Annotated in this window: 15 protein-coding genes; 3 read left to right on the top strand and 12 right to left on the bottom strand. The window is 68.8% G+C overall.

Features of this window, described 5'->3' with window-relative positions; translation table 11 throughout:
• Positions 1-3 precede the first annotated feature (3 nt).
• Together ddaH and ISOVA_RS05660 are read right to left on the bottom strand one after the other, a co-directional pair.
• Positions 4-768: a dimethylargininase gene (gene ddaH, locus ISOVA_RS05655; protein ID WP_013838286.1), complete on the bottom strand. Its 765-nt coding sequence runs from the start codon at positions 766-768 to the stop codon at positions 4-6.
• Between the two features lie 143 nt (positions 769-911).
• Positions 912-1,343: a ScoMcrA-related endonuclease gene (locus ISOVA_RS05660; RefSeq protein WP_233275950.1), complete on the bottom strand. Its 432-nt coding sequence runs from the start codon at positions 1,341-1,343 to the stop codon at positions 912-914.
• A 143-nt stretch (positions 1,344-1,486) separates the two neighbouring features.
• Between ISOVA_RS05660 and ISOVA_RS05665 the strand changes: the two genes are divergently transcribed.
• On the top strand, positions 1,487-6,145 hold the full coding sequence (locus tag ISOVA_RS05665) for a lamin tail domain-containing protein (protein WP_013838288.1): 4,659 nt from the start codon (positions 1,487-1,489) through the stop codon (positions 6,143-6,145).
• A gap of 71 nt (positions 6,146-6,216) precedes the next feature.
• On the opposite strand, the gene ISOVA_RS05670 is transcribed toward ISOVA_RS05665, so the two are convergent.
• Entirely contained in the window at positions 6,217-6,537 is a 321-nt protein-coding gene (locus ISOVA_RS05670) for a hypothetical protein (protein ID WP_013838289.1), read from the bottom strand.
• A 185-nt stretch (positions 6,538-6,722) separates the two neighbouring features.
• Between ISOVA_RS05670 and ISOVA_RS05675 the strand changes: the two genes are divergently transcribed.
• Positions 6,723-7,226 carry a hypothetical protein gene (locus tag ISOVA_RS05675; protein ID WP_013838290.1) on the top strand — a complete coding sequence of 168 codons (504 nt, stop codon included), beginning with the start codon at positions 6,723-6,725 and terminating at the stop codon, positions 7,224-7,226.
• A gap of 85 nt (positions 7,227-7,311) precedes the next feature.
• Positions 7,312-7,515, top strand: coding sequence for a hypothetical protein (locus tag ISOVA_RS05680; protein ID WP_013838291.1), 204 nt, complete (start codon positions 7,312-7,314; stop codon positions 7,513-7,515).
• A 22-nt stretch (positions 7,516-7,537) separates the two neighbouring features.
• On the opposite strand, the gene ISOVA_RS05685 is transcribed toward ISOVA_RS05680, so the two are convergent.
• From ISOVA_RS05685 to ISOVA_RS05720, 9 genes are all read right to left on the bottom strand, one after another.
• On the bottom strand, positions 7,538-8,104 hold the full coding sequence (locus tag ISOVA_RS05685; RefSeq protein ID WP_013838292.1) for a DUF6036 family nucleotidyltransferase: 567 nt from the start codon (positions 8,102-8,104) through the stop codon (positions 7,538-7,540).
• Positions 8,104-8,622 carry a helix-turn-helix domain-containing protein gene (locus tag ISOVA_RS05690; RefSeq protein ID WP_233275951.1) on the bottom strand — a complete coding sequence of 173 codons (519 nt, stop codon included), beginning with the start codon at positions 8,620-8,622 and terminating at the stop codon, positions 8,104-8,106. The genes ISOVA_RS05685 and ISOVA_RS05690 overlap by 1 nt, the downstream gene beginning before the upstream one ends.
• Before the next feature lie 595 nt (positions 8,623-9,217).
• Positions 9,218-10,537, bottom strand: a complete 1,320-nt coding sequence (locus tag ISOVA_RS05695) for an ISL3 family transposase (RefSeq protein WP_186004575.1) — start codon at positions 10,535-10,537, stop codon at positions 9,218-9,220.
• Positions 10,538-10,733: 196 nt separating this feature from the next.
• Positions 10,734-13,151 (bottom strand): LamG-like jellyroll fold domain-containing protein, encoded by a 2,418-nt coding sequence (locus ISOVA_RS05700; RefSeq protein WP_013838295.1) that lies wholly within the window; start codon positions 13,149-13,151, stop codon positions 10,734-10,736.
• A 295-nt stretch (positions 13,152-13,446) separates the two neighbouring features.
• A complete protein-coding gene (locus ISOVA_RS16410) occupies positions 13,447-14,946 on the bottom strand; it encodes a hypothetical protein (protein ID WP_013838296.1) in 1,500 nt (499 codons plus the stop codon).
• Positions 14,943-16,112, bottom strand: a complete 1,170-nt coding sequence (locus ISOVA_RS16000; protein WP_221927835.1) for a hypothetical protein — start codon at positions 16,110-16,112, stop codon at positions 14,943-14,945. The genes ISOVA_RS16410 and ISOVA_RS16000 overlap by 4 nt, the downstream gene beginning before the upstream one ends.
• A 762-nt stretch (positions 16,113-16,874) precedes the next feature.
• Entirely contained in the window at positions 16,875-18,029 is a 1,155-nt protein-coding gene (locus ISOVA_RS05710) for an McrC family protein (protein ID WP_186004576.1), read from the bottom strand.
• Positions 18,030-18,066: 37 nt separating this feature from the next.
• Positions 18,067-20,904, bottom strand: a complete 2,838-nt coding sequence (locus tag ISOVA_RS15430; RefSeq protein ID WP_013838299.1) for an McrB family protein — start codon at positions 20,902-20,904, stop codon at positions 18,067-18,069.
• Positions 20,901-23,180 (bottom strand): UvrD-helicase domain-containing protein, encoded by a 2,280-nt coding sequence (locus tag ISOVA_RS05720; protein ID WP_013838300.1) that lies wholly within the window; start codon positions 23,178-23,180, stop codon positions 20,901-20,903. Before ISOVA_RS05720 ends, ISOVA_RS15430 begins: the two co-directional genes overlap by 4 nt.
• Positions 23,181-23,196 lie beyond the last annotated feature (16 nt).

The following is a 23,196-nucleotide window of genomic DNA, read 5'->3' on the forward strand; positions in this document are numbered from 1 at the left end:
GCGTCAGCGCACGCGCACGGACAGGCAGGTGACGCAGCCCTCGAGCTTCTCGAACTCCGTCACCGGCGTCGTGACGACCTCCAGCCCGCGCTCCCGCAGGAGGGCGGCGGTGCGCGGGGCGCTCGCGGACATCAGCACCGTCTGCTCGTCGAGGACGACGACGGCGGTCCCCTCCGGTTCGGGCACGGGCAGGAACGCGTCGAACAGCTCGGGAGCGTCGACGAGCGGCTCGTACCCGATGACCGTGCCGTCGGGCAGCGCGGTGACCGCGCTCTTGAGGTGCAGCACCTTGGTCACCGGCACCTCGACGACGGTCCACCCGCGCGGCTCGACGAGCGCCCGGAGCTGCGCCACCCCGTCGGGCGACGTGCGCGAGCTGCGCCCGACGTAGGCCGTCCGGCCGACCTTGAGCACGTCGCCGCCCTCGAGCGTCGCGGGTGCCTCGATCGCCGCGACGTGCAGGCCCGCGGCCTCGACCGCCGGCCCCATGCTCTCGACCTCGCCGCGCCGCGACGTCGCACCGGGGCGAGTCAGGACCGCCAGGTCGTCGAACACCGCCACGGTGTCCTCGACGAAGACGCCGTCCGGGTGGTCGTCGGCCGCCGGCAGCTCGCGCACGTCCCAGCCGCGCGAGCGGTACCGCTCGACGTACGCCTCCCACTGCTCGCGCGCCAGGTCGGCATCGACGGGCACGCGCTCGAGATGGGTGAGCTCGCCCTCGGCGAGGCGCGGCGACGGCGGGCGGACGAAGAGGGTCGCGGAGGTCACACGCGGACTCTAGCGCCGCACTGCCGTCGCGAGGTCGTACCTCCGGTCGTGAGGTCGTACCCCGGGAGTACGACCTCGCGACCGAAGGTACGACCTCGCGAGAGGGACAGGGGAGGCGCGACGGCGGTGCGGACGGAGGGTGGTCAGCCGCAGGTGTCGCAGACGCCCGTCGCGGGCAGCGCCATGAAGCACGTCGGGCACACGGCGGGCGGTTCCTCCTCGGCGGCGGCCCGCCGCGGGGCCGAGCGCGGGGAGGCCGAGCGCTGCGAGGTGCGGCGTGCTGTCGTCGTGCGCGACGACGTCGCACCCGCGGGCTCCGAGCCGCTCGCGTGGAAGCCGCGCTTGCGCAGGAGGGCCGCGGCGCCGGCCGCGCCGTCGTGGAACTCCTCCGACGTCGCGACCCGACCGGTCGCGTACCGGTGGGCGACGCCGAGGATCGCCCGGGCGTCGTAGGTGCGGCCCTCGTGGGTCAGCGTCGCTCCCGGGGCGGGGGTGAACCCGTAGACGCCGAGGAACGCGTCCCTGCCGCGGTCGTCGTACTCCTCGATCGCCCGGAGGATGTGCTGTCGAGTCACCGCAGAGAACGTCGCCACCCCCTCAGGGTAGGCGGCGCTACCCGCCGCCCCGAAGCTCGTGGGACGTGACGTACAACGCCCCGTCGCCGCTCGTTCACCCGGGCGGCCGCCGATGTTCACGTGTGCAGGGCAACGTTCGGCCCATGCCCTCGCACCACAGATCCATCGTCGCGCGGCTCGTGTCCGCGCTGACGGCCTCGAGCCTCGCGGCCGGCGCGCTCGCCGCCACGGCGGTCCCCGCGGCCGCCGCGCCCGCGACCGAGCTGCCGCCCCTGCTCATCACCGAGATCAACGTCGACTCCTCCAACCGACCCAACGCCGCCGGCGCGAGCGTGGACGTGTGGGAGTTCGTCGAGGTCCACAACACGACCGACTCCCCGATCGTCCTCGCCGAGGAGGGGTACTCGATCGTCTACATGAGCGGCTCGACGCCGAAGACGCTCGCGTTCGACCCGGGCACCACGGTCGACGCGCACGGCACCGTCGTCTTCTGGGCGTACAACTCGACCTACGAGGGCGCGGCCGCCCTCACCGACGACGAGTTCCGCGAGTTCTACGCGGGCCTCGGGATCACCGAGCCGTTCCAGCTCGTGCGGCTCACCGGCCAGAACGGGCTCAACAACTCGGGCACGTCGATGTACCTCCGCCGCACCACGGGCGGCGTGACGTCCGACGTCGCGCAGGTCACCTGGACCGGCACAGACAAGGGCGTGGACCGCACCGTGACGTTCGGCGCGCCGACCGAGGCGGGCAGCGCGGTCCAGCCCGTCGTCGGGCGGCAGCAGGCGCCGACGCCCGGCACGGTCGACCCGGCGCAGCTCGCGCTGCCCGAGCCGGAGCCCGAGCCCACTGACCCGACGCCGACGCCGACACCGAGCGAGCCCGCGCCCGAGCCCAGCCCGAGCCCCACGGGACCGAGCGTGCCCGAGCCGGGCCCGGTCCCGCCGTCGGACCCCGCCCTGGACGCGCCGATCCTCCAGGTCACCGAGGTGGCGCCGGACACGGCCAACGTCGGCGGCGCGGACGCGTACGAGTTCATCGAGGTCTACAACGCCTCGGACGCGCCGGTGCGGTTCGAAGACTTCACGATCAACTACCTCTACCTCGACGGCAGCCACGTCGTCACGAACAGCGCGCTGTGGCCGGCCACCCCGGCCGACCCGGTGATCGAGCCGGGCCGCACGCTCGTGCTGTGGATCAAGAACGGCGCCAACCAGCACCTCACCGCGGCGGACTTCAACGCGCACTTCGGCAGCCGCCTCACCGCCGGCGTCGACCTCGTGGAGATCCACTCGGGCGGCATGGCCAACGGCGGGCTGCGCGGCATCCAGGTGCAGACCAACACCGGGCACGTCGTCTCGCGCGCCGACTACATGAACGACGCGCAGACGGTCGCCGACCGGCCGATCCAGTACCGCTGGGAGTCGGGCACGCGCCAGAGGCTGGTCGGCGTCGACGTCGCCACGCCCGGCTACGTGTCTCCCGAGCAGGTGCCGGCCGGCCTCGTCGCCACGCCCGAGGACACCAGCGCCCCCGTCATCACCGACCTCACGGGCGGCATCGACGCCCCGGACACCGACGACCTCGCGCTCGAGCTCGAGGTGACCGACGACCGCCAGGTCCGCACGGTCGCGCTCACGATCGCCGACGACGTCGGCGAGCCGACGACGCGCCACCTGCGGTTCGACGCGCCGAACCGGTACGCGTTCACCGTCCCGGCGGTCGACCTCTACGGCAAGGCGTGGGTCGAGTACACCGTCACCGCGTCGGACGGCACGCACACCTCGACGCTCGGTCCGGTCCGTGTCCAGCTCGAGGAGTCCGAGCCCGCCCCGGTGCGGCTCAACGTCGCGGACGGCCAGCACGTCGGCGGCGCCACGCGGGTCGCGGGCACGACGTCGGGCGACCCGGCCGGCCTGAGCCTGGCGATCGACGGCGAGCCGGTCGACGGCCTGACCCCCGCGCTCGAGGCGCCCGCGCTGTTCGCGTTCGAGGCGACCAACACCGACGCGTTCTTCCGCAACGGCGTCAAGCTCGGCGACGACGTGCTCACGATCTTCGACGAGGGCTTCTACTCGCGGATCGAGACGGTGACGAGCGAGGTGCCGGTCGAGCGCATCGCGCGCGGCGAGGACCTCACCCTCGGCATCTACGCCGGCACCAAGGCGTGGCCCGAGCCGGACCCGAACGAGAACAACGACGACTTCTCGGCCATGAACCTGCGCCTCGCGCTGCCCGACGGGCGCGTGCTGCGCCCCGAGGTGTGCGCCGGCGCGGGCGAGGGGCAGGCCGAGACCGTCCGCGAGTGCCCGGACCCGGCCACGCGCATCGGGTTCTCCGACGCCAACCAGGTCTACTTCCTCGCGACGTTCCGCATCCCCGACGACGCGTTCGACTCGCTCGCGCACACCTGGGACACCACCGCGGTCGCCGACGGCGAGCACACGGTCAGCGCGACCGCCGGCGAGCAGAGCGTGACCCGCACCGTCGTCGTCGACAACACCGCGCCCGAGATCACGACCGCGCTCGTCGACGGCGAGACCTACCGCGGCGACATCGAGATCGACGCCGAGGCGTCCGACGCCGGCTCCGGGGTCGCGTCCCTGACCGCGACGCTCGACGGCGAGGCCATCACCCTGCCGCACGCGACGTCGTCGCTCACCCTGAGCCCGGGCGAGCACACGCTCGTCCTCACCGCGAAGGACCGGCTGGGCAACACCACCGAGCGCACGGTGACGTTCACGACGCCCGACGAGCGGCCCGACGTCGCGCTCGGCGAGCCCGCGGACGGCGCGACCGTCCGCAGCGGCGACGTCACGCTGTCGGCGACGGCGGGCTCGGCGAACGGCGACGACCTCGACGTCGCCTTCCGCAAGGGCTACGCGTTCGACGCCGCGGACGCCGAGGTCAGCGCGTTCGCGGGCACGACGACGGACGCCGCCGCCACCGACCGCGACGGCGCCACCGAGCTCACCGGCGACGAGCTCGCGAAGCTCGTCGGCACCGACGGCGTGGCGAGCGAGGTCTCCTCGGACACCGAGCTGCCGTACCAGCTGTTCACGGTCGACGTGCCCGACGACGCCGGCGAGGACGGACGCGTGCGCATCGCCTGGTCCGGCTCGGCCAACGCCGACGCCAAGGTGCTGCTCTACGTGCTGAACGTCGAGACGGGCCGGTGGCAGGAGGTCGACCGGTACGTCACCACGGGCAGCGCGGCCACCGAGTTCGAGCTCGGCGGCACCGTGGCGCTCGCGGACCACGTGCGCGACGGCGAGGTCACGGTGCTCGTGCAGCACTCTGAGGGCTTCGCGGGCACCGCGCGCTCGCCGCGCGACGGGAGCGTCGCGCCCTTCCACCCGGACGCGACCCCGCGCTCGGAGTACGACTTCACGATCGCGTGGGAGTCGGACACGCAGTACTACAACGACAACCAGGGGCAGCCCGGCGACCCCGAGAACCCCAGCGGGTGGTACGCGCACCAGCAGGCGATCCACCGGTTCCTGCTCGACCAGCGCGACGAGCTGAACCTGCAGTACCTCGTCCACACCGGCGACATCGTCGACGACTGGGACCAGCCGCACCAGTGGGCCAACGCCGACGCGGCGTACCGCGCGCTCGACGAGGCCGGCCTGCCGTACGGCGTGCTCGCGGGCAACCATGACGTCGGCGGTGCGCGGGTCGACTACTCGAACTACTCGCAGTTCTTCGGTGCCGACCGGTTCGAGGGCAACCCCTGGTACGGCGGTCAGCTCCAGGACAACCGGGGCCACTACGACCTCATCAGCGTGAACGGCGTCGACCTGCTCATGCTCTACATGGGCTGGGGCCCGGGCGACGAGCAGATCGACTGGATGAACGAGGTCATCGCGCGGTACCCGGAGCGCAAGGTCTGGATCAACCTGCACGAGTACATGCTCACGACGGGCGGCCTGGGCCCGATCCCGCAGCGGATCCTCGACGAGGTCATCGCGCCGAACCCGAACGTCGTCATGGTGAGCTCGGGTCACTACCACGACGCGTACACGCGCACCGACGAGTTCGACGACGACGGTGACGGCGTCGCCGACCGGACCGTGTACTCGATGCTGTTCGACTACCAGGGCCTGCCCGAGGGCGGTCTCGGCTACCTGCGCCTGCTGCACTTCGACAACACCGGCGGCGCTGACGGCACCGGCCGGATCGTGGTGCGGACGTACTCGCCGTCGCTCGACGTCTTCAACTCGGACGACGCCGCGCTCAACGACCCGCCCGGCATGCAGGAGTTCGAGATCCCGTACTCGGCGTTCAGCCTCGAGCCGACGACGAAGACGCTCGCGACCGACTCGCTGCGGGTCGACGTGCTCACGTCCGAGACGATCGCCGCGTTCACGGGCGTGGCGAGCGGCGAGACGGTCTCGGCGACGTGGTCCTCGCTCGAGGCGGGGGAGCACGGCTGGTACGTCGTGGCGACCGGCCCGTACGGCGGGGTCGTGACGTCCGAGGTGCGGACCTTCACGACGTCGGGACCGGCCCTCCAGACGGGCACGCCCGTCGTGGTCGGGACGCCGCGGGTCGGGGCGGTGCTGCGCGTCGACCCCGGGACGTGGGCGTCCGGGACGCAGCTCGCGTTCCAGTGGCTCGTGGACGGTGTGCCGGTCTCCGGCGCCACGGGGCGGACGTACAAGGTGCCGGCGTCCGACGTCGGTGGTTCCGTGAGCGTGCGCGTCACCGGCACGAAGGACGGGTACGGGAGCTGGAGCGCGACGTCGGCTCCCACCGAGCCCGTGACCGACGGCGGCAAGCCGGGGAAGGGGCGCGGCTGATCGCGCGCTGAGCTCGGTTCGCTGAGGAGCCCGGGTGCCCGACGTCGGTCGGGCACCCGGGCTGTCGTCGTTCACCGGCGGGAGGGCTTCCCGCTGCGCTCCGTCACGCCGGACTCCGCGACGGCCAGCTCGAGCGCATCGACGAACCCGTCGACGACGGTCTTGAGCACGCGAGCCTTGTGGAGGGCGTTGGCAGCGGTGTCGCGGTCGTGGACGTCGAACTGGAGCACGGCGGTGCGAGCGCAGTCGGCGACGGTGAGGTGAGCGCAGACGTCGGTACCGTCGTCGGACACCATGCCGCGCTCGAGAGACACGTCGGCGAGGACGTACGCGCCGGCGTGGTGGCCGCGCTTTTTCAGGAAGGTCCGGCGGTAGAAGCGGCGAAAGGCCATGGTGACTCTCTCCTCGGGGCACACACCCGCCCGAGTGGGCGGGCTTAGTGCCCGAGCGCGGAGGTCACCTGATTCACGCCTCGGACGGTAGCAGCGGCGTCCGACAGCCGCTCCGCCGGAGTATCGCCGCGGCTCCGCGCCCGGCACCATGGGAAACGCAGACGTCGCCGAGTCAAGGGAGAACCATGGTCGACATAGGAGAGTCGCTCGTCGGCGCATACATGCGTCAGGTTCGCCGCTGCCACACCGTGGCGTACAACTCGCGTCCGCCCACAGGCCAGGGCGAGATCGATGTGATCGGTGTCGCGGGCCACGGCGACGATCGACAGGTCTGGGTCGCGGAGGTCGCCACACATCTCGACGGCCTGCTGTACGGAAGCGGCAATGCCGACACGGTGCAGAAGATGGCGTCGAAGGTCGCGACCGCCCGCGCATACGCCGCCGAGGTGTTCCCCGACGCCGATCCAATCATCGAGCTGTGGGCGCCGAACGTTCCCGCGCCTCTGATGGCAGCGCTTCGTGAGGTCGACGTCGTCGTCGTCGGCAACGAGGACTTCACCAGACGGGTCAATGAGCTGGCGGCACTCGCGAGCGCGTCGACGAGGCTCTCCGGTGATGACGCGTTCCGAATGCTTCAGCTCCTGACGCATCTTCGCGGAGAGGGGCGTCCGCAGTTCAGCAGCCCTTGAACCAGAGCTGTAGGAGTGCGCCGGCGTCGATGTCGAGCCGAGCGGCTCGACCCTGTGCACCCTGCTGATCCGCGACGGCGACGAGGTGATCGGCGAGTACGAACGGTCGCAGGCACAGCACATCGAGCGGAAGAAGGCCGAGGTCGCCGCCGCGGCGGACTACCTGCTCGACCTGTATCGCCGGCGCGGACGGTTCGTCGTGCGGTGGGCCGGAGACGAGCGGGCAAAGGTCGTCAAGGACGAGCTCGGCAACGTCATGGGAAGGATCCCTCCGGAACGCTGGCGGTAGCCCAGCAGGACGCGCGGTGGTTCTATGTCGTGCGAGACGACAGCCACGAGAGCGCGACATCCGCCCGCGTGCTGTACTCCGTTGAGACTGACTGGAGCCGCACCGCAACGAGGTCTCGGTCGACCAGTCCGGCGTCGAGCATGGCCGCCACGAAGTTGCGGTCCTTCTCGCGGAACGCGCACAGCTTCGCGACGCACAGGTCTTCCTTGTCGAGGCACCACCCGGTGAACCGAGGCTCGCCCAGCGGTGCAGCAGTGTTCGCGTTCTGCACCTTGACCAGGCGGTCACGCCACCCCGTGGGAAGTATCGCGGTGTCGAGGTCGACCCCGTCGATACTGAAGCCGTGGAGCGCCTCGAACGCGGAGAGCTCGCCGGCAACACCTTCGATGCGGTCTGCCAGGCTGATGACCTCTTCCTTTGTCGGCGCGATCGGCAGAATGTCGATCTCGACCGACATCGTCGCGGCGGCCGGAAGCTGCGATTCGTCGTAGGTACCGAGGATCGCCTGGGACCCCACGACGATGACCTCGGTGTGATCGATGATCTGGCATGCCGTGCGGATGGCGTGCTCGAGCTGATCCCTCCGCATCAGCTGGCCATCCTGAGCACCTCGGACCGCTCCTCCTCGCTGAGGAGCCCCGACATCGGGGAGACCTCACGCATCTCGATCGACCCTCGGTCGAGGCCGGTGAGAACGCGGTGGAGGCCGGGCAGATCCCCGCGCTCTACCAGGTCGCGCCAGTGCTCAAGGTTCCTCCCATGGGGCTGGCCGGTGACCTGCTCGCCGAGTCGGTCCAGGTTGCGCTCGATCGTGGGCTTCCACTCCTGGAAGCTGTGACGGTTGAGGTGTGTCGAGAGGCGGCGGTGGAGCTGCCACGACCGACGCTCGGAGCGGGTCAGCTGGGGGACGATCACGCGCCGCTCGACCTGGAGCCGGAAACCCATGCACGACAGCAGGCGGTCGAGCTGCTCATCACTGAAGTCGACCTTGCCGGAGAGGAACTGGCTGATGCTCGGCTGGCGAACTCCGCTGAGCCGGGACAGGTGCGACTGGGTGGTGCCCGTCTGGAGCATCACTTCGCGCAGCACCTGTCGACGGGTCGTCATGGAGGCAAGTATAGCAAGCCGCGCTATAGCACCGGTCGGGCAGGGCTTCGTTGTCCGGCGTTGCGTCCAGCAACATGACGCCTAGGCGCCTCGCAGATGGAGTCGGGGACTAGATCTTGTGACGGGCTAACTCTCGATCAGCACGTATCCGCGACGCTTCGATTCCTGGAAGTTGTTGCCCAGCTCATATTCGACCAGGGCGCTGAAGTTGGCCGGTAGTGTGCAGCCTCCGCCACCTCCTCCGCCGTAGCCGGGCGGATCCTCGTCGGGGCACCTGAGTTCTGGAGGGAGCCCTCGATGTACTGGGTGGCACATTTCGTGCTGGTGCCCCTTGCGGCAAGCCCAGACCACTCGGACACGGCGATTCTGACCTTCCATAGCGACTACCTCCTCCGGTCGGATTTGACCACCTTGGCGACGCGTCGTAGCCCTAAGCAATGGTTGCCGAGGGTGAAAGGGGCTCGGCGACGGGTGAAACGGTGTGTCGATCAACCAAGTTGTGCTCGGCCGGGGCAGTCGGATGTCCAGCCAAAATGCACGAACTCGTGTGTATCGGGCACCGCCAATGTGGGGCTCTTCGCCGATCGGGTGGGGATCAGGTCGTGAGCCCGCCCGCGGCGAGCAGCATGCGTAACCGGTAGTTCTCGCGGTTGCGAAAGCCGCGGGCGAGGCGTCGGTGGAGCTCGATGATGCCGTTGATGGCCTCGGTGCCGCCGTTGTTCGCCCGGCCGGTGGTGAAGTAGGCCAGGAACGCCTCACGCCAGCGCCTGAGGGTGCGCCCGAGGCGTGCGACTTCGGGGATGGGGCAGGTATGGAACGTGGCGAGGACCTTCTCGGCCCGCCGCCTGCCCTCGGCCAGGCTCGTGGCCTGGTAGGCGGCGCGCAGTTGCTGGGCGCACTGCCAGGCGAGGAGCACTTCCTCGTGCCGTTCGTCGGCCTCGATCGCACGGGCCAGGCGTGCGAGCTGCTTGTCGGTGAGGTTCTCCGCGCCGGCGCGCAGGATGGTCTGGATGCCGTACAGGGGGTCGCCCTTGCGGCCGCGGTGCCCGGTCGTGTCCTGCTGGACGCGGCGACGGACCTCGTCGACGACCTGCGTGCCGAGCCTGACGATGTGGAACGCGTCCAGCACGGCGGTGGCGTCGGCGAGCTGGTCGTCGATCGCCGCCTTGTACCCGCCGAACGGGTCCAGGGCTGCGACGTCGATCCCGGCGCGGAAGTGCGGCCCGCGCTCGCTCAGCCAGTCGGCGTAGGCCTTCTTCGACCGGCCTGGAACCAGGTCGAGCAGCCGGGCACGGACCCGTCCGCCTGCGTCGCGGGTCAGGTCGACCATGCCGGTCAGCTCCTTCGGCCCCTTGGTGCGACGCTCGCCGTGGTGCCACAGGTGCTCGTCGACACCCAGGCTCGTGACCCCGGCGAACCGGGACTCGTCAGCGGCCAGGCGTTCGAGCTGGGGGCGCACGGCCCGCCACAGCGTCCACCAGCCCACCTGGAGCCGGCGGGCCAGCCCGGCGATCGTGGCGTGCTCACGGCGTAGCTGCCCGATCGCCCAGCTCACCGCCCGGGTCGTGATCGAGCCCCTCGCCGCGACGAGGTCAGGGACCTGCTCGGCGAACGTCCCGCGCGCGCAGCGCGCCTCCGGGCACCGCCACACACGTTGACGCCACACGACCCTGACCCGGGTGTCACCGTGCGGCACGTCGTGCAGGATCCGCCGACGTCGCCCGCGGCTCGCACACACGACCCCGCAGTCCGGACAGCCCATCAACTGCCAGGGCGTCGAGACCGTCACCGTCATCATCTTCTCGTCGCGCTCTACCGCCTCGACGGCGACCGCGGGCAGCCCGAGCAGCACGTCACAGCGCGAACACGGGCCTGTAGTAGTGGGCGCGCCAGCGCACCCCGTAGCGTTGGACAACGTCGAGGTCCTCGAGATCGATCAGTGGTTGGCGCTTCTGATCATCGGGGACCTCGACCCCTACGCCCAGCCCGTCATCCTGCCCCCACCCGATCTGCGAAGAGCCCAATGTGGTTTACAGAGGAACCGAGAGAGCCCGGGTGCCCGACGTCGGTCGGGCACCCGGGCTCTCGTCATCCGGTGCGTTTGGCTCAGGTCAGAACTGCGCGACCTCGCCGGCGGCGACCTGGGCGACCTGCTCGGCGCTCAGCTCGCCGAGGTAGACCTGCAGGTCGTCGATCTGGCCCTGGAAGGGGACGTCCCACCAGTTGACGCCGAGCGCGAAGACGCCGTCCGGCGTCGTGAACATGTCGGGGAAGTTCGAGCCCGTGTGCACGACCTGGCCGTCGAGGTAGATCGTCACCTCGCCGCCGTCGACGGTGAACACCACGTGGCTCCACTCGCCGACGGGCAGCCGGGTGCCGGTGTCGCCGTCGTAGTACCGGGTCGAGCCGGACCACAGCATGGTGTTGTTGGTGCCCCAGCCGACCGTCGGCACGAGGCTCACCCAGTTGGTGTTGTTGCGGGCGCCGAAGAACGACGTCGTGAACGGGGTCAGCCGCTCGGGCTTGAGCCACAGGCTCACCGAGTAGTGGTGACCGGCGATCAGGCCGTCGGGCAGGCGGACGCCGCTCGCGCCGTCGAGCACCACGGCCTGGCCGTGCACGCCGGAGGCGAAGGAGACCTGGCCGCCGGTGTTGTCGATGCGGTTGCCCGTGACGGTGCCGGCCGCCACCTCGGGGTCAGTGGCCGCGAGGTCGCCGTCGAAGGCGTAGCGGGCCACGAGCCCGGGCGCGGGGACGGCCGTGACGACGACGTCGAACGTCGCCGACCCGGTGGCGGAGCCGCTCGTCACCTGGGCGGTGAGCGTCACGGCGACGTCCTCGCCGGTCGGGCGGGTGACGGTGCCGTCGGTCGCGATCGTCGCCGGGTCGCTCGAGGTCCAGGCGATGGTCGAGCCGTGCGTGCCGACCGTCGGCAGCTCGACGTCGGCCACGACCGGGCTGGGCACGTCCAGGTCGGTGAGGACAGCCTGGACGACCTCCTCGTCGGTCATCGGTGCGAGCGCGCTGCCCCACAGGGACACGCCCTCGGCGGACAGCACCGAGAAGGAGTCGACCCACTCGGAGGTGGTCGGGTTCCACTCGCGCGAGACCACGCCGTCGTACGCGACGCCGCCGATCGTGAGGTTCAGGCGGTTCTCGTCGTAGAGGCGCCACCGGCCCTCGACCGCGCCGGAGATGCGGCCGTCGGACTGCAGCGTGACGTTCTCGGCGGTGCGGATCTCGGGGGAGATGGTCTTGTCGTGCGTGATCAGCTGGTAGTCGCCGACCAGGCCCATGCGCTGGAACTTCTGGGCGGGGTGCCCGCCGGCGAAGCGGTACGGCGCGGCGACGGGCCAGCCCTCGGAGTTCATGAACATCTCGTGGGCGCGCACCTGGTGGAACTCGCCCATCTGCGGGAACCGGCTGTGGAAGATGAGGCGCATCTCGCCCGTGGCGGGGTCGAGGTAGGTGGTGTTGTGGCCGGGGGAGACCTTGCCGTCGCCGATGCCCGTGCCGGGCGCGCCGACCTCGCGTTGGAACAGGTAGTTGCCCATGATCTTGGTGCCGTACGGCTCGATCGAGACGTCGTCGAAGATCGGCTTGGTGGGGTCGGACTTCACCTGGCGCATGTCGTTGCCGGCGGCGTCGACGAACGGGCCGTCGGGGTTCTCCGAGCGCTTGACGCGCATGTTGTAGCCGGCGCCGGCATCGAGGCCGCCGAACGAGGTGAAGAGGTAGTAGTACCCCGTCTCCGGGTGGTGCATCATCGTCGGGCCCTCGATGCGGCTGTGGTTGCCGCCGGTGAGGTGCGTGCCGTAGCCCTGGTCGGGGAGCGGGAAGCCGGTCTCCGGGTCGAGCTCGAGGATGAAGATGCCGCCCGAGAACGAGCCGTACACCATCCACAGCCGGCCCTCCGCGTCGTAGAAGACGTCCGGGTCGACGGCGTTGGGGTGCTTGCGCGCGTCGTACGTGGTGCCGTCCTCGCTCGGCCCCTCGCCCGGGCGGTGGCCCGAGCGCAGGATGATGCCGAGGTCGGTGTACGGCCCGTCGACGTCGTCGGCCACGGCGATGCCCATCGCGCTGCGTGGGGAGTCGCCGCGGCAGGCGTTGTAGTACATGTAGTAGCGGCCGTCGGCCTCGAGCTGGATGACGTCCGGCGCCCAGAGCGTGCTCGTCTCGGCCCACTCGAACGTCTCGGCGAGCTCGACCGTGACGTCGTCGAACAGCGGGTTGTCCGGCGTCACGTGGTTCGCGACCTGCTCCCACTGCACGAAGTCCTCGGTTTTCGCCGCGGCCAGGTGCGAGCCGAAGACGTAGTGCTCGTCGCCCGCGGTGACGAGCGACGGGTCGTGCACCTCGACGTCGGTGAACTGGGGAGCGGCGGGATCCTGCGGTGCAGGCTTGGCTGCCGCGACGGCGGCGCTCGTGGTTCCTGTCGCATGGGCGACCGCGACGGCGCCGGCCGACAGCGGCAGCGCGACGGCAGCGGCGGTCAGGGCGGCGACGGGGCGTGACCATCGGGTGGTCATGGCTCTCCTCGTGGTTCGTCGTCGAACGGGGGTGCCGCGGCTTGGATGGCGGATTCTACAACGTTGTAGGACGTGATCGTACATCGATGTAGCCGGCGGTCAAGGCCCCGGCGCAGTGGGCGTGTGTCTCGGTGCCCAATGGCGGTTGGGCGCCCGGGATCTCTCTGCGGTCAGCCAGGGGTCAGTCCATCTGCGCATGGCGTCACGCCGGACACCGCGCCGTGGAGGGACTCTGGAGGCGCCGCGACCAGTTCGGGGCTGTCCGACTCGACCGGAGCCTCAGCTCTGACTCCGATCAGCTGCCGGCGCTCGTCCCGGACTCCGCTGTACCCTGCTCCGAAGTGGCGGACTCAACCTCGAGCTCACCCTGTACAGTCTTCGGCCTGGTGGGCCGGTGTATCCCGTCCACAGGAGCGTCGTCGCTCGATCGTCTCCCAGAATCGGGCGCCGCGCCCCTCGCGGCGCCCATTCCGTCGTGATCGTGGGCGTCACTGGAACCGCGTTCTATTCCATCCAACGTCACCGGGGCTCCCTGGCTACTGGGTGACACGTGACCATGCTCCGCCGCAACAACTGGGCCATCGCCGCGCAGTGCATGGTCGTCCGACCTCCCTTGCCCCGAGGTGTCGCCCGTTGGAACACCAGTCAAAGTTGGCGTCTTCCTCGCCGTTGCGACTGGTTCGCCCAGTAGCCATGCTCGCGCCTGGACGCGAAACTCAGGGTCGAGGCCGCCGGCCGCGACCAGAAATCCGCAGACGTCAGCGACGAGTTTCGCAGCGATAGGGCGATACTCAACGCCGAAAGCGTCGGGGAGGGCGACGTGTACGCGCGCGGCCATAAGCGCGGAGACGGCCTCGGCGTATCGCAGCCCGGCCTGCACCTCCGCGGGACGTCGCATGAGCCGGGTGACCAACTCACGTAACTGAGCGTAGTACGGCGGGAGGTGGTCCAGCGGTTGGATGCCCTCCGGCGCAACGCTTTGCAGGAGGTGCGCGACCTCCACCTTCTCGCGCAGGTTAGTGGCGCCGCCGAAAAGGTACTCCTGCAGACCGCGGTCTTGGTCACGCAAGTACGCGCTTTGGAGATGGGCGCATACACGTACGAGCGTAAGCATGTAGAGCCACGCGAGATCGACGAAAAGCGCGAGATGAACTGGGTTGCGAGGTTCGAGGTGTTTGGCCGCATCCTGAAGATGAGCCACAAGTTGAACCGGATTACGGTGATCCTCGTAAACCCAGAAATCAAACTCACGGTACTCGAGGAGTGGGCCCAGGCGCCGGTTCAGTCCTGTGAATGCTGCCAGACCGTTCGCGACAGCCGTTCGGTCGAACAGAACCCTTAGTGCCCCGTCTGGATCGGTAAGCGGCTCCCCGTACAACTGCTGCATAGCCGCTAGGTCCGCTGACGGCAACACTGTGATGCCAAGCCGGTTCGACAGTTGGCGTGTCGCGTCATTAACTTCATGTTCGCGCACGAGCATCACATGGTCTGCGCCAAAGAGATCACCCACCCCTCGCGCCCAGAACATGCGAGATGTCGGCTTGTCGCGCCTGCCTGACTTGCAGTCCGCAATTGTCGACGTCAGCCGGAAGCCCGGGGCAACGAAAACACCGAGCACGTCAAGGTCGGTGAAGGTCTCAGGCCCGCTGGAGATTCCGCTCCCTCCCCGGGCCTGGCTGGTGCCGTGCGGCGCCGCTTGCTCCCCACGTAGTTCGACATCGAGCCGGGTGCTGTAGCCCATGCTCCAGAGCAGTCGTCGCACGCCGACCTTTAGTCCGAGGTCGAGTTCACTCATAGGGCACTCCGTCCCATCGCCTTCTCGAAGAGGCGCTCGAAGTGTGTAGGTGAGGGTTGTGCCGATTTACGAAGCCGTTGTGTTGTTTGCATCGGGGCGCGGTATCCGGTGCCCGCGTCGAGCGCCTGCCGAGCGATCGAATCATCCACCCGATGTGCGACTGACTCGCCTCGGGTGATGAGATCCCTCGCGATACGCAGTGCCTCGCGATTGTCGGCGGTGTCGATGAAGGTGGGTGTTACCCAGTTTCCGCCTGGGAGTGTGTCTGGGGCGAAACGTATTAGGCCAGCATTGCGCATTAGGGCGTATTGGCGCCTGTGGGCGCTATTGGGTTTCAGGAATCCCCGGTTGGGATCGAGGAGTTTGTCGATAACGTTCACCAGGCCGGTGGAAGAGAGTGTGTTGTACTCGCCGTAGCTCTCAGCACCGCGCAAGCAAGCAAGTACGGCCAGTGCCTTCTCCAACACTGGCTTCCGATTTACGAGTAGATTATGGTCCGACACGTACGGCAGCGCCGCGAACGCTCTCGAGCTGCCGTCCGGCAACGTGACTGCCGGTGCCATGACGAGGCCTCCCGCCACCGCCTCTGTGAGGACCGGGTAGTTCCCGGGCGTCAGCTCTAGCCCTTGCTTCGACCGGACGGCTGAAAGTTCGCTGATCAGTTGGTCTGAACCATGTGTACCGGCTAGCGAGACAAGAAGTTCGGGGTTCTCGAAGCCAAAAAAGGGAGAGTATGCGATATCACCATCAATGGTGCGCAAAGTACGTACAAGGCCTGAAGAGTCGCCGACCTCAATGATGTCGCCCACGGCCGATCGGTCTAGTCCGAATCTGGCTTCCACTTCCTCCAGCGGCACGGGGGCTTCCGAGAGCCCGTGGACGACCACCAGCAGCTGCTGCTCTAGCTCCGTTGGTGCGCGGTCTCGCCATGCGTCGCCAAGAGTGCCGTAGAGATCGTCGTAGTAGGGAACCGTCTCAGTAAAGGTAGTGACCTTACCTCCACTCCGCTGGACACCCTGGACGTATCCGGCATCCTCCAGTAGCGCGACGACCTCACTGAACGCCAGTGGATCGACATCGAGCTGGTAGGCAGCGATCTGGCTAAGTGCCTGTGCATCCTCGATGACGTCACGCCCGCGGATCAAGCCTGCGACGGTCGCCGCCATACCGACTACTCGTGTGTCGCTCAGCGGTGCAAGCAGGGCAGAATGCGGGTCAAGGTTCCGCAGACCCGAGTGGACGTCCTGGCACCGCAGCCCTTCATCGAACCTGTCCAACGGTCCCTCCATCTGCGTCGGGGCGCTCGGTGATGTCGCCGCGGAACCAGAGTGCCGCGTACAGCAAAAGGGTACTGCTGTACGGATAGGTGTCAGCGGCCGTCGAACGGCGAGCACAAGTTGAGTGATCTGGTGGCTGCTCTCGATCGGGGTCACTCGTCCGAGGTTGTGCCGACGGTGATGGCCCGTTCCCTCCAGGCCACGATCGCGGGTCGAGATGCGCAGCTCCCCGCGGTGGTCCGGCGGCGGCAGTTCGGACGTCTATCTGCATCCCGCGAAGGAGGACTCCATGGCCGCGTTGCGGCTGGCGGAGACGTTCCGGGCCCATGGACGCCATCACGGCGTAGCAGCGATGTGCGGCCAGGAATCTCCTGGGCGCCATGGCAGAACCGGTCGGTGCACGAGGTCGTCGTGCGCGGCCAGGGCGGGCTTCTCGCGGTCCTTGCCGCGCCTCCCACGCCTGGTCTCGGCTCCACGGGCCTCGCCTTCCAGGAGGTTGCACCGAACTCCGAGCCGTGCAGCTGTGGGTCACGCGCAGCTCGACCGACTCGCTCGGTGTGACGCCCTGCCGGGCGCCATCCTCGACGGGGCTCAGAGCGGGCTTGTGCCACCCATTGCACGCCGGTCTCGTACCGAAAGGGGGGTTACCGCTCACGACGAGTACGAGGGCACGCGCAGGTGCTGGACGACGTCCGCGAGCTCGTCAAGCCTCTCTCCGACATCCTTCCACGGTCCGCCAAGGTCGAGCGGGTAGCACACCAGATCCTGCTCACCACCGACCACCGTGAGGTGACGGGCGGGCGCGTCGTCGGCTTGGCAGTAGATCAGGATCCCGCGTGGCAGATCGAGCGCTGTCGCATAGGCGAGGAGCTGGTAGTAGTCCTCGTTCCGCGCCAGACCGGAACCGGTCAGCTTGTACTTCACGTCCCCAACGAGGACGTTGCGCCCGCCCTCGCGGAAGAGGAGGTCGGGCTGCATCGAGACACGTGGTCGCCTGCTGAGGGCGACCGACCGCTGCTCGAGAACCTGCAACGTCGGCCACAGTCGAGTCGCTAGCTCAGCCCCTATCCATCGCTCGTAGAGCTTGTTCATGTCGACGAGGAACGACACCGCCTCCCTGTCGCCTGCGCCGTGAGCAACACCCGCACCTTCCAGCACGATGGCGGCGAGTCGTAGTGCTGGCATGTAGTGCTCGTTGAGCGGGCTCTCACGAATGCTCTCCGCCTCGGTCCACGGATCGCTGGCGTCGGAGACCTCTTCGAAGCGAGACATCAGGTCGGCGCTGAGCCTCCGCACCTCCGGTGGGAGTGGCCACCCGCGGATGGCCTTGACGGCGGCGAGCAGTACACGGTTCTCCGCCACGTCCGCCGTGAAGTCGTCGTAGGCGCACGGCGCTGGCCACGGGTCCCACGGACGAGCCGCGAGCTCGGCGACGAGAAGCCGACCCCTCAGGACCGGCAGACGTTCCATGCGCGACCGATACCCGTGCACGAGTCCGCGCCTGGTCGCCTGGTCGATCGTGCGCAGGACGAGCTCGGCGATGCCCTCCACAACGTCCGCGTCCGCGTAGTCGGAGGCGCGCACGGACCAGTCCGCGAGTCCGGCGGCCGAGGCGAACATCCCGAGGACATTGCGCAGGTCGTCGACCTTCGGCACCACTCGGACCCGAACTGTGTCGAGCTCGACCGTGCCTACCCACGACGACGCCCGCAGCGTGAAGAGTCCAGGCTCCATCGTTGGCGTTGCCAGGAGTCGCTCCCGCGGGACGGTCTGCAGCACCCTGAGGTCGGCGCCCGTGAGCTGCACCGGTACGGAGGCTCCGTACTCGGGAAGCGGAACCGTCCTACGCGTCATCGGATCCCAGCTCGGCGTCAACGGCCTCCTGCTCCTCGGCCGCGGGGGCTGAGCCTGGCCCGTACCTTCGCAGCACGGCCTCCCACGTGAAATCCGAGAGCTTCTCCGGCTTTCCGTAGAGCTGGTCCTCGATCATCGGGTAGATCCCGTAGTCCCAGATGCGCCGGAGCCGCTTGTCGTCGAGCACGCTGGCCTTCTCTGGTCCTGCGCCGGCGACCATGAAGTGGGAGTGGCCGATCAGCAGGTGGGTGCCACGGAGGAGCCCGCGGAGCTCGTCGTTCACGCCGTCGACGAGCGAGGCCACCCATGCGGGTTCGCCGTTCGCCTTCAACCACCTCCGCAGCACGTTGGACAGAGGACCCTCGTGCGGCACGAACGGCACGAAGTGGAAGCGACGCCGCAACGCGGCGTCGATCATCGCGATCGAGCGGTCGGCGGTGTTCATCGTGCCGATGATGTAGAGGTTGGCCGGAAGCTCGAACGGCTCGTCGGCGCGGTAGGCCGTCCGGACCCACTTGCGCCGGTACTCGAGCAGGTACAGCAGCTCGCCGAACACGCGCGGCAAGTTGGCCCGGTTCAGCTCATCGATGATCAGGACGTGCGGCTGTCCAGGTGCGGCTTCCGCCTTGGCGGCCATCAGGGCGAGCGGACCGCGTCGCAACTCGTACGACATCTGCCCCGCCTCGTCGGTCCTCGGCCTGTATCCCTCGAAGAAGTCCTCGTACGACATCGACGGGTGGAACTGCACGAGCATCCTGCGGTCAGGATCTGGCTGGATCGCTGCGGCGAACTTGTCGGCGACGTAGGTCTTGCCGGTGCCGGGCGGACCGTAGAACACGACCTGCCCCTTTTCGAGAATCAGTTCCTCGATCTCCTTGAGGAACGACTCCGGGAGGAACAGCTCGGAGGCGGCTCGTCCGAGCAGGTCGATCTCCGGGCCGGGGTCCTCCACGTCGTTCTCGAGGAGCCAGTACGCGAACTGCGCTTGGCCCCACGGGTCCTCGGGGAAGAGAGGCTCGAGTCTCCCGCGCAGGGTGTCGTTGGCGGCGACGTGCTGCTCTCCGCGTGTGAGGCCCAGGTCGGGTTCTGGAAGCCCGAGCCGGCGAAGCATGGCGATCTTGCCGCGAGGCCCTGTCAGCGGGAAGGCAGGCAGGAACCGGTCGGGGTCGACGATGGCGAACATCTTCATGAGGACGGACTCGCCGAGTCCCCTGGTGCCGAGGTCCTCCCAGTCCAGTGCACGGTCGATCCTCGTGGCGACTGGTTCCGCGCCCCACAGGATCTCGTGAATGTTGCGGGCGAACTCGTCGAGCGCGATCGAGTTCATGCTGCTGAGGCTCGTGTTGAGCACGGACTGAGGGCCTGGGCCGCCGTACCGGGTCCCGTTGATGAGCATGCGGAACAGGTCCAGGTCGAAGACGACGAGGTTGTCCGGGCTGAGCATCTCGGCGAACCTGGCTCGCTCGTCCTTGTGCCACGCATCCTTGTCGTTCGGGTACGGGCGGTCGGTGCGGAAGCGCTGCGCCAGCGCCGCGAGGTCGTCGACGGCCGCGTTCTCGCGAATCGCGGGGGACTCAGGGCGGGCGCTGACCACGTCGAAGACGGGTATGAGGGCCTCCGTCGTGTCGAGGACCGTGTCGCGCAGCTCGAGCCCGTGCGGCACCTCGTCCCAGGGCCACCATCGACCGGCGAACACCTGCCCGGACTGGTACCCGTCGACCGGGACTAGGCGATCGCCGCTCAGGTGCGGCTGGAGCTGGAAGAAGGTCATGCCCTCCGGCAGCTTTGATGCAACACGTGCTGCGATGGCCGCCTCGTCGCTTCGGTTCTCCCCGTAGGCGTGGACACCGATGGCGACGCCGGAGCGCGTCACCCAGAGCCGAAGGCTCGGCACTCGGTCGCCGTCGCTCTCGGCCCAGATCGTGTACGCGTCCGCACGAAACGCGCCCGTCTTGCTGAACTCGATGCGCGCGTCGACCGGTTGCGCCCTCAGCTGTCGCCCTAGCCGCGTGTTCAGGTCTGAGACCAGACCGTTAGCGGCGAGCCCGAGCTCGCCCCTCAGCTGGTACGCGAGAGACTCCGCCCTTGCGGCCGTGCTGTCGTCGGCGTACCCGGTGCCGCGCGTGTACGAAGCCATCAGGTCGGCTGCTTCGGCGCAGACACTGGCGAGATGGGGGCTGAGGCCGACGAACTTGTGCTCGGCCAGGTACGTCATCAGATGCTCGAACCGCGTCACCTGGCCAGGGCACAGGTCCCGCGCAGCTTCGACGTACTGGGGCCAGCGATCCCGGTTGCTCCACGTTCGCAACCACCCGAGCTCGTACATCATCTGGGGCGCGCTGCTCCACATGACCGGCCACGCCGGGTCCGAGTCGTCGGCCGACCAGAAGGCCGACAGCACGAACGGGATCCGGCCCACCTGAGGGCCGCCCCTCGGCGTGAGCTGCTCTGTCACCTGAGCAAGCGTGTCGATCTTCTGGACCGACTCAGCGATACTTCGCGGCGTTCTCACAGCGTCCTGGAGCGCGCGGACGACCTCGGTGTCGCCGTCGGGGGTGTGTCTGGCGACCTGGTTCAGCCACGTCTGTCCGCTGCCGTCGAAGGCCGCACCGGGGCGTTGCCGCCACTCATCGACAGACTGTCGCAATGCGCTGAGGTCGCCGTCGCCGAGGAACGCGTCGACGATGGCACGCAACTCAGCGTTTCGGGCACCACGCTCGACCTCGTCCTTGGCCCACCCAGCAGTGACGTCTTCGTCGCTCGCCGCGGCAGCGCCGATCTGGTCGATCTTGGCCTGCCACCTGGGCAGATCTGTCTCATGAATCACGTCGTGACCTCCAGGTCCGGGCTCGCCGCGACGCCGGACTCGGGCAGCAGGTCGCTCCGCTTCCCGTTCCACAGCACGACGAGCTTGTCCCGCGCGCGCGTCGCCGCCACGTACAACAGCGACCGCTCTCGCAGCTCGGCGTCGGCCCGCTCTGCCTCAGGCAGTGAGTTCAAGCCGACGCCCCACCCCGGCTCGTCGGAGGACACACCGAAGAGGACGACGTTCCGGAATTCCATGCCCTTCGAGCGGTGCATGGTCATCACCAAGATCTTGCCTGTTCCCGCCGATGCGTCGTCCTGGACAAACCGCGCTTGCACCCCGCGCTCGGCCAAGGCGTTGACGACCTTCTCGCCGACGAAACGCGTGCGGACGAGCACACCGATCGTCTCCGGTGCATTGCCTTCCTCGAGCCAGTCGTGCACCTGATCGGCGACCTTCCCCAGCTCTGCAACCAAAGACGACGTTCCGAGCTCGACCGGCGGCGGCCCGGACCGTGCAGACCGATAGCCGGCCACGGTGGCGTCACCGGACTCCATGTCCACCCACTGAGTGCCCGAGAGCACGCCCACCGCGTACTGCAAGTTCTGCGCCGTCGTCCGGTAGTTGAGGGTCAGGCGGCGTGAGCGGCCTCGGATGTTGATCCCGTACCGGGACAGCACGACCTTCTGACCGTAGATCCGCTGCTGCGAGTCCTCGGCGATGAAGAGGTCGTTCGGCCCCTCCGGCGCCAGGGCCCGCAGCAGGAAGAGCCGCGACGGTGCCAGGTCCTGCGCCTCGTCCACCAGCACGTGGTCTGCCGGCCGGTCGTCGGGAGCGCCGTTCAGGTAGACCGCGGCGATCATCGCCTTCTCGTCCCAGTCGGTCGCGTTGTTCGCTGCTGCAGACGCCCGGTACGCCTCGACCACATTCCACACGGCGACACGGTCCTTGCGGCTCAGCGCGACTCCGCGCCCGGGCCGACGTACCCGCAGGTACTCGTCGCGGGTCGTCACGAGGTTCGGAACGATCACCGTCGAGTACTCCGCCTCGAAGAAGGCCTGACTGCGCAGGGACGCGGGCAGCGCGGCGCCCGCGGACTCGATCGCCGTCATCCACGTGGCCCGAGCGGTCAGCTCCATGACGTGCGGTGTGCGCTGACCCAGCACGCGCTGCACGGGCCCGACGTCGGACCCGTTGCCGGCCAGCTTGCCTTCGGCCTTCGAGAGCACGCGCCGTGCGAGCGCGTCGACACCCGCGATGTACACGCCGGCCTTGCCGAGCTCGGTGACGACGGGCACCTTCGGGTCGAGTAGGCGCAGGGTCTCCTCGAGAGATGCCGCCAGCGTCTTGTTGAAGGTGGTGAGCACGATCCGCGCGTCCGGGTTCTCGCGCCACAGGTGTCGCGCACGGTGCAGCAGCACCACGGTCTTTCCCGTGCCCGCGCCGCCGGAGAGGCGGAACGACCCGTTGCGATCCTTGAACGCGTAGTCGCGCTGCTCGGGGTGCAGGAAGATCCTCCAGCGACCGAAGTTGTCGTCCTCGATCGCGGCGCGGAGCTCGTCGTTGTCCTCGATGAACGCGAAGTCCATCTGGGCCGCCGGCTTCTGCAGCGCCTCGAGGAGCTGGTCGTCGCTCGCCGGGTCCGGCGTGACGTCCGGCGCGGTGAGGCCGAGCTTCTCCTTGACGTCGGGGAGCTTGACCCCGAACGCCAGGTCGAGGAGCGCGTCGGCCTGCCACGCGGCCGGAGCCACCTGGGCCGCTGCGAGGATCTCGTCGTCGGTCCGTGCAAGGATCGCCTGCTCCGCGGCGTCGGCGTCGATCCCGAGGTCGAGCAGGTCGGCGAGAGCGACGCCCTGCGTCTGCAGCAGCGGGTACAGCGTGGTGTCGACGTCGTCCGGCTTGGGCTTTGGCTTCGGCATCGTCCGGAACGCGGTGTCGCGCTCTTCGATGGTCGGCTCGACCAGCTGGTCGGCCCGGACCAGTTCGGCGATCCCGTTGCGCGGGTTGATCCGGACGACCGCCGTCTTGGCGAAGGCGATCGCGTCGTCGTGCTGGTACGTGCCCAGGTAGACGTAGTGCGCTTCCGTCGCCTGACCCTGGATCTTGACCAGGACCGCGCGCCAGTAGTCGTTGACGCGTCCGGTCCGGATGCGCGGGTCCGCGGTCCCGTTGATCGGCTCGATGTGCAGGCCGGGCGCCTGATCGTTCTCGCCGAGCTTCTCCAGGAACGCGTACGCGGCCTTCTTGACGCTCCCGTCGAGCTTGGGAAGGTTCGGACCGAGGATGATCTGAGGCATCGCTGGTGCTCTTTCC

It is taken from the genome of Isoptericola variabilis 225, from assembly GCF_000215105.1.
Lineage (GTDB): Bacteria > Actinomycetota > Actinomycetes > Actinomycetales > Cellulomonadaceae > Isoptericola > Isoptericola variabilis_A.